Origin of the sequence: Streptomyces sp. URMC 126 (assembly GCF_051386555.1) — a bacterium.
Lineage (GTDB): Bacteria > Actinomycetota > Actinomycetes > Streptomycetales > Streptomycetaceae > Streptomyces.
On sequence record NZ_JBPQTX010000230.1, the window covers coordinates 1 to 11,392 of the forward strand.

10 protein-coding genes are annotated in these 11,392 nt (G+C 71.9%); 5 read left to right on the top strand and 5 right to left on the bottom strand.

The genetic code is table 11. From position 1 onward, the window contains the following. Positions 1-335 precede the first annotated feature (335 nt). Entirely contained in the window at positions 336-1,283 is a 948-nt protein-coding gene (locus ACSNOK_RS23970; RefSeq protein ID WP_436782827.1) for a pirin family protein, read from the bottom strand. Positions 1,284-1,421: 138 nt separating this feature from the next. Here ACSNOK_RS23970 and ACSNOK_RS23975 point away from each other — a divergent pair, with 138 nt between their 5' ends. Then, positions 1,422-2,363 carry a trypsin-like serine peptidase gene (locus ACSNOK_RS23975; protein ID WP_436782828.1) on the top strand — a complete coding sequence of 314 codons (942 nt, stop codon included), beginning with the start codon at positions 1,422-1,424 and terminating at the stop codon, positions 2,361-2,363. Between the two features lie 184 nt (positions 2,364-2,547). Here ACSNOK_RS23975 and ACSNOK_RS23980 read toward each other — a convergent pair whose 3' ends face one another. Further along, positions 2,548-3,000 carry an SseB family protein gene (locus ACSNOK_RS23980; protein ID WP_004940035.1) on the bottom strand — a complete coding sequence of 151 codons (453 nt, stop codon included), beginning with the start codon at positions 2,998-3,000 and terminating at the stop codon, positions 2,548-2,550. A gap of 142 nt (positions 3,001-3,142) precedes the next feature. On the opposite strand from ACSNOK_RS23980, the gene ACSNOK_RS23985 reads away from it, so the two are divergent. From ACSNOK_RS23985 to ACSNOK_RS24000, 4 genes are all read left to right on the top strand, one after another. Continuing rightward, positions 3,143-4,969: an acyl-CoA dehydrogenase gene (locus ACSNOK_RS23985; RefSeq protein ID WP_436782829.1), complete on the top strand. Its 1,827-nt coding sequence runs from the start codon at positions 3,143-3,145 to the stop codon at positions 4,967-4,969. 674 nt (positions 4,970-5,643) lie between these two features. After that, a complete protein-coding gene (locus ACSNOK_RS23990; RefSeq protein WP_436782830.1) occupies positions 5,644-6,933 on the top strand; it encodes a M18 family aminopeptidase in 1,290 nt (429 codons plus the stop codon). 101 nt (positions 6,934-7,034) lie between these two features. Next, positions 7,035-7,640 carry a DUF4232 domain-containing protein gene (locus tag ACSNOK_RS23995; RefSeq protein ID WP_436782831.1) on the top strand — a complete coding sequence of 202 codons (606 nt, stop codon included), beginning with the start codon at positions 7,035-7,037 and terminating at the stop codon, positions 7,638-7,640. A gap of 205 nt (positions 7,641-7,845) precedes the next feature. Continuing rightward, a complete protein-coding gene (locus tag ACSNOK_RS24000; protein WP_436782832.1) occupies positions 7,846-8,070 on the top strand; it encodes a DUF6458 family protein in 225 nt (74 codons plus the stop codon). Between the two features lie 92 nt (positions 8,071-8,162). On the opposite strand, the gene ACSNOK_RS24005 is transcribed toward ACSNOK_RS24000, so the two are convergent. From ACSNOK_RS24005 to ACSNOK_RS24015, 3 genes are all read right to left on the bottom strand, one after another. Continuing rightward, entirely contained in the window at positions 8,163-9,998 is a 1,836-nt protein-coding gene (locus ACSNOK_RS24005) for an NHL domain-containing thioredoxin family protein (RefSeq protein WP_436782833.1), read from the bottom strand. 127 nt (positions 9,999-10,125) lie between these two features. After that, positions 10,126-10,563 carry a hypothetical protein gene (locus ACSNOK_RS24010; RefSeq protein ID WP_436782834.1) on the bottom strand — a complete coding sequence of 146 codons (438 nt, stop codon included), beginning with the start codon at positions 10,561-10,563 and terminating at the stop codon, positions 10,126-10,128. Positions 10,564-10,718: 155 nt separating this feature from the next. Next, positions 10,719-11,392, bottom strand: a 674-nt coding sequence (locus tag ACSNOK_RS24015) for a hypothetical protein (protein WP_436782835.1), incomplete at its 5' end; no start/stop codon positions are given.

Genomic DNA, 11,392 nt, shown 5'->3' on the forward strand with positions numbered 1-11,392 from the left:
AGACAGGGGCTCACCCCCTGAACCGGGCGAGCCCCCACCGCGTCCGCGGCACCGTCCCGGCGGCCCCCGCGGGGCGGGACCGGAGAGGACGGGCCCGATTTCTTCCCCCGCGCCGGGGGAGGGGAACGCCGACCACCTTCACTCATTGGGGTGATTCACCGGATGAATGGACCAGGGGTGGGGGTCTGAGCCGGCCGGTCGTGCGGGGCTCGCGGCCCGGGGTCGGGCGGCGCTTACGGCTCGGGGTCGGGCGGCGCTTGCGGCTCGGGATCGTCCGGCCGTACGGCCCCGGACCGTACGGCCCGTACGGTCCGGGGCCGCGCCTCGCGTACGGCTCAGGACGCCGGGATCGTCCCCAGCCGGCCGGCCTTGAAGTCGTCGAATGCCTGGGCCAGTTCGGCGTGGGTGTTCATGACGAACGGGCCGTAGTGCATCATCGGCTCGCGCAGCGGCCGGCCGCCGAGCAGCACCACCTCGAACCGCTCGCTGCGGGAGTCCTGGACGTCCCCGGCCTGGACTACCAGCGCGTCCCCGGCGCCGAAGACCACCGACTGCCCGCTGTGGAACGGCCGCCGCTCGGTGCCGGCCGAGCCGTGCCCGGCGAGGCCGTAGGCCAGGGCGTTGAAGTCGGGCCGCCAGGGCAGCACCAGCCGGGCGCCGGGGCTGAGCGAGGCGTGGATCATCGTTATCGGGGTGTGCGTGGCGCCCGGGCCGACGTGGCCCGCGACGTCACCGGCGATCAGCCGGACCAGCGCGCCGCCGTCCTCCGAGGCGAGCAGCTTCACGTTGCCGCCCCGGATGTCCTGGTACTTGGGCGCGATCATCTTGTCCTTGCGGGGCAGGTTGACCCACAGCTGGAGGCCGTGGAACAGGCCGCCGCTGACCACGAGTTCCTCCGGCGGCGCCTCGATGTGCAGCAGGCCGGAGCCGGCGGTCATCCACTGGGTGTCGCCGTCGGTGATCACACCGCCGCCGCCGTGCGAGTCCTGGTGCACGAAGGTGCCGTCGATGAGGTAGGTGACGGTCTCGAAGCCGCGGTGCGGGTGCCAGGGGGTGCCCTTCGGCTCCCCGGCCGCGTAGTCCACCTCGCCCATCTGGTCCATCATGATGAACGGGTCGAGGTGCCGGTAGTCGATGCCGGCGAAGGCCCGGCGGACCGGGAATCCCTCGCCCTCCAGACCCGCGGGCGCGGTCGACACCGCCAGTACCGGACGGGCCGTCGGCCCCACCGGCGCCGTCACGCGCGGCAGGCTCAGCGGGTTCTCCACAGTTACAGCAGGCATGTCGCCCTCCTCGGACGTTCCGTCCCCCGGGTCGGCTCCAATTTAGTTGAAGACTGAACAACCTGCAAGGAAGGCATGTTCCCGGCCACACCCTCCGGACATTCGGCGGTCACCGCGCGAAGGGTGGACACTTGATCAATGCGTGCCAGATCCGCCGGCCCCGGCAAGGCCGGTTACACCGTCCTCTTCGCCACCGTGCTGGCCCTGGCCCTCCTCGGCGTCCTGGTCGCGACCCGGGGCGTGGCCATCGACGGTCCGCTGGCCGAAGGCGAGTCGTCGGGCCACTACACGGAGCCGGAGGGGGTGGGGGACGAGGCCGCCGACGCCATGACCTCCGCCGTGCGCACCGAGCCCGGCAGGCCGCGCCCGGCCTCCGCGCGGGCGGCCCGCGGCACGCGGACCGAGCCGCTGCCGCCGTCCCGTCCCCTGGAAGCGACTCCCCGGGAGCCCTCGCCCGCGATCGGCCCCCTCTTCTACACCGACCAGGACGAGCCCGCGCACGGCTGCACCGCGAGCGTCGTGCACAGCCGGAAGGGCGACCTGCTGGTCACCGCCGCCCACTGCGTGTACACCGACGGCTTCCGCACCGACGTCGCCTTCGCCCCCGGCTACCACGACGGCGAGGCGCCGTACGGGGTCTGGGTCCCCACGTCGATCGACGTCGACCCCGAGTGGATGACGGACCGGGACGAGGACCACGATGTCGCGTTCCTGCGGGTGCGTCAGGTGGGCACCGATACGCGAGTTGAGGACGTCACGGGAGCCGAGCGCATCGCCTTCCGCCCGGCGGCGGACCGCCCGGCGCGGGTCCTCGGCTACCCGGGGGAGGCGGAGCGCCCGCTGTCCTGCCAGAGCGTGGTGCGGCGGGAGAGCGCCACGCAGCTGCGGTTCGACTGCGCGGGGCTGCCCGGGGGGACGAGCGGGAGTCCGCTGCTCACGGATGTGGACGCGGGGAGTGGGCTGGGGACCGTGGTGGGGGTCCTGGGCGGGAAGGACGAGGGGGGCGACGAGGAGACGTCGTACAGCTCGTATTTCGGGGACGCGGTGGAGCGGCTCTATCGGCGGGCCACCGCCGGGTAGGGGTGCCCCGGCCCCACCCTTTCACCGTTTCTTGCAGGGGCTGCGCCCCCCGCACCCCCGAAACCGCGCTCCGCGCGGTTGTCCTCAAACGCCGGACGGGCTGAGTACGGCGCCCGGGGCGCACTATCCAGCCCGTCCGGCGCTTGAGGACGAGCGGCGAAGGGGCGGGCCAGGGGCACCCCCCCTACCCGTACATCCGCCGCATCGCGAAGTCCACCATCTGCTCGACCGCCTTCGCGTCGAACACCATCCGGTGGTCCCCCTCCATGTCGAGGACGAACCCGTACCCCGTCGGCAGCAGGTCGATCACCTCCGCCCCGGTGATGACGAAGTACTTCGACTCCTTGCCCGCGTAGCGCCGCAGCTCCTTCAGGGAGGTGAACATCGGGATCACCGGGTGCTGGGTGTTGTGCAGGGCGAGGAAGCCGGGGTTGTCGCCGCGGGGGCAGTAGACCTTGGAGTTGGCGAAGATCACCTGGAAGTCCTCGGCGGACATCGAGCCGGTGGTGAAGGCCCGTACCGCGTCGGCGAGCGACGGCGGCGACGGCTCGGGGTAGAGCGGCTGCTCGCCGTAGCCGCCGGGCTGCTGCGGCGGCGCGTAGCCCTGTTGTCCCACGTTCTGGTCGTAGCCGTACATGGGCCAAAGCGTAACCAGTCACAGTTGGCCCAACAGGGGTTGCTTCTTATTACCGGTGGGTAGCATCATGCAGATTACCGATCGGTACGCACTCGGTAAGCACGAGGAACGCCCTCCCGTCACCCCTTACGGAGCCGTTGTCATGGGCCACTACAAGTCGAATCTCCGCGACATCGAGTTCAACCTCTTCGAGGTGCTCGGCCGCGACAAGCTGTACGGCACCGGCCCGTTCGCGGAGATGGACGTCGAGACCGCCAAGGACATCCTGTCGGAGATCGCCCGCCTCTCGGAGAACGAGCTGGCCGCGTCCTACGCCGACACCGACCGGAACCCGCCGGTCTTCGACCCCGAGACCAACACCGCGCCCATCCCCGAGACCTTCAAGAAGAGCTACCAGGCGTACATGGACGCCGAGTGGTGGCGCCTGGGCATCCCGGAGGAGATCGGCGGCACGGTCGCGCCGCGCAGCCTCCTGTGGGGCTTCGCCGAGACGATCCTGGGCTCCAACCCGGCCGTCTGGATGTACTCCTCCGGCCCGGCCTTCGCGGGCGTGCTGTTCGCCGAGGGCACCGAGCAGCAGAAGCACATCGCGAAGATCGCGGTCGAGAAGCAGTGGGGCTCGACCATGGTCCTCACCGAGCCGGACGCCGGCTCGGACGTGGGCGCGGGCCGCACCAAGGCCGTTCAGCAGGAGGACGGCTCCTGGCACATCACGGGCGTGAAGCGGTTCATCACCTCGGGTGAGCACGACATGGCCGACAACATCCTCCACTACGTCCTGGCCCGCCCCGAGGGCGCCGGCCCGGGCACCAAGGGCCTCTCCCTCTTCCTCGTCCCGAAGTACGAGTTCGACTTCGAGACCGGTGAGCTGGGCGCCCGCAACGGCGTCTACGCCACCAACGTCGAGCACAAGATGGGCCTCAAGGCGTCCAACACCTGCGAGATGACCTTCGGCGACAAGCACCCCGCCAAGGGCTGGCTCGTCGGCGAGAAGCACGACGGCATCCGCCAGATGTTCATGATCATCGAGTTCGCGCGGATGATGGTCGGCACGAAGGCCATCGCCACCCTCTCCACCGGCTACCTCAACGCCCTGGAGTACGCCAAGGAGCGCGTGCAGGGCCCGGACCTGGCCAACTTCACCGACAAGAAGGCCCCCAAGGTCACCATCACGCACCACCCGGACGTGCGCCGCTCGCTGATGACGCAGAAGGCGTACGCGGAGGGCATGCGCGCCCTCGTCCTCTACACGGCCGCCGTCCAGGACGAGATCATGGTCAAGGAGGCGGCGGGCGAGGACACGAAGGCGCTCAACGGCCTCAACGACCTGCTGCTGCCGATCGTCAAGGGCTACGGCTCCGAGAAGTCGTACGAGCAGCTGGCGCAGTCGCTCCAGACGTTCGGCGGGTCCGGGTACCTCCAGGAGTACCCGATCGAGCAGTACATCCGCGACGCCAAGATCGACACGCTCTACGAGGGCACCACGGCCATCCAGGGCCAGGACTTCTTCTTCCGGAAGATCGTCCGCGACCAGGGCCAGGCGCTGACCACCCTCTCCGAGGAGATCAAGAAGTTCCTCGCCGAGGCCGCCGGCGGCGAGGAGCTGGCCGGCGCCCGCGACAGCCTGGCCAAGGCCGCCGGGGAGCTGGAGGCGATCGTCGGCACGATGCTGACCGACCTGGCCGCCACCGAGAAGGACGTCAAGTCCATCTACAAGGTCGGGCTCAACACCACCCGCCTGCTGATGGCCTCCGGTGACGTCGTCGTCGGCTACCTCCTCCTGCGCGGCGCGGCCGTGGCGGCGGAGAAGCTGCCGAACGCCTCCGCCAAGGACAAGGCGTTCTACACCGGCAAGATCGCCGCCGCGAAGTTCTTCGCCGCCAACGTGCTGCCCGGCGTCTCGGTCGAGCGCACGCTCGCCGAGTCCGTCGACCAGTCGCTGATGGAGCTGGACGAGGCCGCTTTCTGACGGCAGCCGCCCACGCGCGCCGGCGCGCAGGCAGGCACGCACGCGTGTGACTACGCACGCACGCCTGCACGCAGGCGATCACGCGCAGGCGATCACGCGATCAGGCAAGCGCCCGAGGCCCGCTCCGAGAACGACCGGAGCGGGCCTCGGCCCGTAAGGGGCGCCCCGGTCTTGTGAGGGGCGCCCCATGCCTCGTGGGGGATGACCCTGCCTCGTAGCGGACGCTCGTGCCCGTGGGGGCGGACGCGCCGCGTCGTAGAGGGCGCTCCGCTCATGCCCGTGGGGGGGCGCCTCTGCCGTAGGGGGGCGCCTCTGCCCGTACGGGACGTCCCGCCCCTTGGGGCGGCCCTGACCCGTACGGGATGCCTGCGACCCTTGGGGCGGCCCTGACCCGTACGGGATGCCTGCGACCCTTAAGGGAGCCCCGACCCGTAAGGGGGCCCCGCCCGTAAGGGATGCCCCCGCCCCGTAAGGCATACCCAACCCCCTAGGGGAGCCCTGGCCCGTAAGGGATGCCTGCGCCCCTTAGGGGCGCCCGGGGGAGCCCCGGCCCGTAAGAAACGCCCCCGCCCCGTAAGGGGTGTCCCGCTCCCCAGCCGGAGTCCCGCCTCCTGACGTGTGCCCCCTGATCCGCGCCCCCGCGCGCCCCTTGCCCCGCTCCTTATCCTGAGGCCATGAGCACTGCGCACCGCTTCGACCGCGGCCACACCGACGACCTCATGTCCTTCCTGGCGGCGAGCCCTTCGCCGTACCACGCGGTGGCCAACGCCGCGGCCCGGCTGGAGAAGGCGGGGTTCCGGCAGCTCGCGGAGACGGACGCGTGGGACGCTTCGGCGGGCGGCAAGTTCGTCCTCCGCGGCGGTGCGATCATCGCCTGGTACGTGCCCGAGGGCGCGACGGCCGCCACCCCCTTCCGCATCGTCGGCGCGCACACCGATTCCCCCAACCTGCGCGTCAAGCCGCTGCCCGACACCGGCGCGCACGGCTGGCGCCAGATCGCCGTGGAGATCTACGGCGGCACGCTCCTCAACACCTGGCTCGACCGTGACCTGGGCCTCTCCGGCCGGATCACCCTGCGCGGCGGCGAGCACCGGCTCGTCCACGTGGACCGCGCGCTGCTGCGCGTCCCGCAGCTCGCCATCCACCTGGACCGCAGCGTCAACGAGGGCCTGACGTTGGACAGGCAGCGCCACATGACACCGCTGTGGGGCCTCGGCGACGTCCGCGAGGGCGACCTGATCCGCTTCGTCGCCGAAGAGGCGGGCGTCGGTGCCGACGAGATCACCGGCTGGGACCTGATGACGCACAGCGTCGAGCCGCCGGCCTACCTCGGCCGCGACCGCGAACTCCTCGCCGGGCCGCGGATGGACAACCTCGTCTCCGTGCACGCCGGCACCGCCGCCCTGGCCGCCGCCGTGTCCTCCGAGTCGCTGCCGTACATCCCCGTCCTCGCCGCGTTCGACCACGAGGAGAACGGCAGCCAGTCCGACACGGGCGCCGAGGGTCCGCTGCTCGGGAACGTCCTGGAGCGCTCGGTGTTCGCGCGCGGCGGCACGTACGAGGACCGGGCGCGCGCCTTCGCGGGCACCGTCTGTTTCTCCTCCGACACCGGCCACGCCGTCCACCCCAACTACGCGGAGCGCCACGAGCCCGGCCACCACCCGATGGCCAACGGCGGCCCCATCCTGAAGACCAACGTCAACCAGCGCTACGCGACGGACGGCGGCGGGCGGGCCGTGTTCACGGAGGCGTGCGAACGGGCCGGCGTGCCCTGGCAGCACTTCGTCTCCAACAACTCCGTTCCCTGCGGCGCCACGATCGGCCCGATCACGGCCGCGCGGCACGGCATCACGACCGTCGACATCGGCATCGCTATCCTCTCCATGCACTCCGCCCGTGAACTCTGCGGCGCGGAGGACCCGCATCTGCTCGCCTCCGTCCTCGCCGCCTTCCTGGCGGGCTGACCGACCGTCAGCACCGCCAACCGGCGCTCCCCGCGGGCGGGATGAGCACGGCGCGCCGTCGACGCACCACCGAACCACCGACATCCCACCCGGGGGAACCCATGAGCCACCGCCTCCTGCGGACCACCGCCGTCGCGTTCACCGCCGCGGCCGCCCTGACGCTGACCGCCTGCGGCGGTGGCGGCGGCGGCAAGGGCGGTGACGGGGACGGCAAGAGCGACCAGTCGGCGGCGACGGCGTCCGACGCGCCCGGCGCGGCGGGTGAGGACAGCGCCGCCAAGGGCGCCAAGAAGGGCGACGCCTGCGCTCCGGGCGACGTGAAGGTCGAGGCCCGGCCCGCGAAGAAGCCGGCCGGCGCGCTGCTGCTGGTCGCCACGGCCAAGAAGGAGTGCACCGCCTACGGCTTCCCGTTCCTGCGCTTCGACAAGGACCAGGCGACCGCCGACATGGACGCCGCCAGCAAGCCGAAGGAGCCGGTACGGCTGGCGGCCGGCAAGGCGGCGTACGCGGGGGTGCGGCCCACGTCGTCCGACGGCGGGAAGCCGCGCGAGGCCAAGGAGTTGTCGGTGTCGCTCCAGGCGGCGAACGGCGACCCGGTCGAGGGCGGCGAGGTCCGGGCCGCGCTGCCCGGCGGGAAGCTGCGGATCGACGACTCGGTGCGGACGACGTACTGGGTGGCGAGTGAGAGCGCCGCGCTGGGCGGGTGAGGGGCGCCGACCCCCGGCCCCGCCTCTCGCGGCTCGCCCTCCCCGGAAGGGGACACCCCTAAGGGGCCGGACAGTTCGGTTTCAGGGGCACGGGGTCCTGCCCTCGCACGAAACGGTGAAAGGGCGGGCCCGGGGCACATCCCCACCCGGCCCGGGGGTAGGCGCTCCGGTGAAGCGGCCGACCGCTCCCGAAAGGAGACACCCCATGGGCATGGGATGGTGCATCGGCCTGATCGCGACAGGAGCGATCCTGACCTTCGCAGTCGACTGGCACATGGAAGGCGTCAATCTCACCCTCGCCGGCCTCATCCTCATGGTCGCCGGTCTCATCGGGCTCAACGCGTACGTCGCCATCTTCAAGCGCCGCCGCACGCAGCCCCCGCCGCCGGCGGCCCCGGTGGTCGAGGAGGACCACCGGTTCGTCCGCTGAACCCCGTAGCCGCTGGACCCCGTGCCGTCGGAGCCCGTAGACGGTGGACCCCGTAGCCGCCGAGCCCGGGGTCCGGAGCCCGGGGTCCGGGGTCAGGCGTCCGCGTCGAACCCGGCCAGGACCAGCGGCAGCCGCTCCGCCCCGCCGGGGACGACCCGGACGGGTACGCCCCAGTCCTGCTGGTGCACGTGGCAGGCGGGGTATTCGTTGGCGGGGTCGTCGTCGCAGGACGCGGCCATCGCCGAGACGTGCAGCACGCCCTCCCCGACGCCGTCCGCGAGGACGACGCGGCGGGCGAGGTCGGTGCCCGCGCCGGCGCCATCGGCGAGCAGCTCCGGCGGTGTGGCACTGACCAGCAGCCGGGTGGACGGCCCGTAGCGGGTGTCCAGCTTCTGGCCGGCGGGCGCCTGGAAGACGATGTCGAGCAGCAGTTCGCCGGGGGCGACCTCGGTCGCCTCGCGCCGGGTGCGGTGCGCCACGGACTCGACCCGTACCGCCTCCTCCGGCAGCCGCAGCCGCGTCAGCCGGTGCCGGGCGGACTCCACGACGACGATGTCGTCGCCGTCGAGGACGGCGTCGGAGGGCTCGCGCAGGTCGGTGGCGACCGTGGTGACCTGTCCGGTCGCCGGGTCGTAGCGGCGGAGCGCGTGGTTGTAGGTGTCCGAGACGGCGACCGAGCCGTCGGGCAGCGCGGTGACGCCCAGCGGGTGCTGGAACAGGGCCTGCGCGGCGTCGCCGTCCCGGTGCCCGAAGTCGAACAGGCCGGTGCCGACGGCGGTACGGACGACGAAGCCGTCGCCGTCCTCTGCGCGCTCGACGTAGCGCAGCGCGGACGTCTCGGAGTCGGCGATCCAGAGCCGGTCCTCGGTGACGGCCAGCCCGGACGGCTGGGCGAACCAGGCCTCGGCGGCGGGTCCGTCGACCAGGCCCTCGTTGGTGGTGCCGGCCGCGACCCCGACCGTTCCGGCGGCCGGGTCGTAGCTCCAGAGCTGGTGGACGCCGGCCATGGCGATCCAGAGCCGGTCGGCGAACCAGGCCAGGTCCCACGGCGAGGACAGGTCGACCTCGCGCGCCGGCCCGTCGGTCGCCGAGCCCTGCCACCACTGGCGGCCGGTGCCGGCCAGCGTGCCGACCTCGTGGGTCTCCGGGTCGTAGACGCGCAGCGCGTGGTTGACCGTATCGGCGACGGCCACCCGCCCGTCCGGCAGCAGCGCCAGGCCCTGCGGCTCGCTGAACCGCACCGGGCTGTCGCTGAACCCGCGCTCCCCCGTCCCGATCCGGCGGACGACGGTCTCGCCGTCGGCGGCGAGCTCGACGAGCTGGTGCCGGGTGGTGTCCGATACGAGGTAGGTGCCTCCGGGCAGGGCCAGGGCCTTCCCCGGGAAGCGCAGCGCCCCGGCGACCGGCTCCGGGGCCACGTAGGGGGTGTCCCCGCGCCGCAGGGTCCCCTTCGCCTCGTGCTCCGCCTCCAGCTCGGTGACCAGCGCCTCCAGGGCGTGCGCGTGCCCCTCGCCCGCGTGCTGCGCCACGACGTACCCCTCCGGGTCGATGACGACGAGCGTGGGCCAGGCGCGGACGGCGTACTGCTTCCAGGTGGCGAGCTGGGGGTCGTCCAGTACGGGGTGGTGGACCCCGTACCGCTCCACGGCGTCGACGACGGCCTGGTGCTCGGCCTCGTGCACGAACTTCGGGGAGTGCACCCCGATGATCACCGTGGTGTCCCGGTGCTTCTCCTCCAGCTCCCGGAGCTCGTCGAGAACGTGCAGGCAGTTCACACAGCAGAACGTCCAGAAGTCGAGGATCACGATCCGCCCGCGCAGCGCGGCCAGGGACAGCTCCTCCCCTCCCGTATTCAGCCAGCCACCCTCACCGATGAGCTCGGGGGCACGGACACGGGGGCGGCGGGGGGCAGGGGAGGCATCGTTCATGGTTCAAGGGTGCCATCTGCACGTAAACGGCGGATCACAGGCGCCTGTACGCGATCACCCTGAGCGGGATGCGGCCGGCCCCCGCGACGAAGGCGTACGCCGCCCGCCGCCGGTGCCTCCACCGGCCCTACCTTGTGGCTGTGTCGTCGGAAAATGGGCTCTGGGTCCCGCCCCACCGGAAGACGTACTTCTCCGCCGCCCGGTCGAAAACCACACTCATCCCTAGATCTGCGAGACCGAATTCCTCACGAAGCCATCCGTCCATCGCCAGAGCCGCGACCTCCGACCGATAGTCACTGAGCGGGAAAGTCAAGGAGACGACCTGAATGGTCAAGCCGCCCGGGTAGTCGGAAGACAGAGCGGGAGCGTGCAGGGACAACGAAAAGGCCAGCCATGCCGCGTCCTTCCAGTGCACCCCTTCCTGTGGGAACGACAGGTGGACCGCCTTGTGAATCTGCAGCCCATACGAAGGGCGGACGCCCGAAGCAATCGCTTCCGCTTCCAGATCGGCCGCGAGGCCGCCATACCCTGCTGTGCGCTTGCGGTATTTGAAGGTTCTGCCCACCGATTGGATCCTCGCTCCCGAATTTGAGCCGCGGCTCCGGCACTTCCCGGAGAGGCGCCCTTCGCCGTACTGGGGGTAGGCGCGCGGGCCGTCGGGCGCGTGCCTGCCCCTAGGGGTGCCCCCGAGAGGGCGCCCCCCAGGTTCCCCGCAGGGCCTCAAGGCCGTCTGAGCGCGGCGAGTGTGGTCTTGGTGTCCTCGATGAGGGCACTCTCCACCTTCGCGCCGCCGGCGGCGTCGCCGTCCTTCTCCGCCTCGGGGCGGGGGCCGCCGGTGTACTTCACGACGTACACGGCCCCGCCGTCCTGGACGCTCAGGGTGAAGAAGCGGGCGAACTCGAAGTTCGTCTCCACGAGGTACGCGCGCTCCCCGAGGCCGGGGATCTTCTTGACGGTGGTCTTGGCACCCGGGAGGTAGTCGGCGCCTTCCGCCTCGGCGACGAACGCGGGCCCCGGGTCGGCCTTCCGGTGCAGGCTGAAGGAGGCGCTGAGCATCGTGGGACGGTCGCCTTCCGACCCCTTCCGCTCCAGGTCGCGGTTGCACTCGCTGCGGTCCATGTTCGCGTGCCGGAGCGTGGCCGGCTTGGGGTCCTTGAGGGTGAAGAGGCGCTCGAAGGCCTTGGTGGACTGCTCCTTGCACAGGTCCACGCCGGTCCGGTAGGCGCTCACGTCGGGGGCGCCTTCGCTTCCGTCGTTCCCGCCGGTCAGCGCCAGGACGGCGCCCCACACGACCGATGCGGCCAGCGCGCCGGCCGCCGCCGGTATCCAGAACCGTCCGCCCGGGCGTCCGGCGCCGGGCGCCGCGGAAGGGGGCGGAGGGGACGCTACGGGGG

Coding starts and splice junctions, on each gene's coding strand:
- ACSNOK_RS23970 (WP_436782827.1), bottom strand. CDS start 1,283: ATGCCTGCTGTAACTGTGGAGAACCCGCTGAGCCTGCCGCGCGTGACG.
- ACSNOK_RS23975 (WP_436782828.1), top strand. CDS start 1,422: ATGCGTGCCAGATCCGCCGGCCCCGGCAAGGCCGGTTACACCGTCCTC.
- ACSNOK_RS23980 (WP_004940035.1), bottom strand. CDS start 3,000: ATGTACGGCTACGACCAGAACGTGGGACAACAGGGCTACGCGCCGCCG.
- ACSNOK_RS23985 (WP_436782829.1), top strand. CDS start 3,143: ATGGGCCACTACAAGTCGAATCTCCGCGACATCGAGTTCAACCTCTTC.
- ACSNOK_RS23990 (WP_436782830.1), top strand. CDS start 5,644: ATGAGCACTGCGCACCGCTTCGACCGCGGCCACACCGACGACCTCATG.
- ACSNOK_RS23995 (WP_436782831.1), top strand. CDS start 7,035: ATGAGCCACCGCCTCCTGCGGACCACCGCCGTCGCGTTCACCGCCGCG.
- ACSNOK_RS24000 (WP_436782832.1), top strand. CDS start 7,846: ATGGGCATGGGATGGTGCATCGGCCTGATCGCGACAGGAGCGATCCTG.
- ACSNOK_RS24005 (WP_436782833.1), bottom strand. CDS start 9,998: ATGAACGATGCCTCCCCTGCCCCCCGCCGCCCCCGTGTCCGTGCCCCC.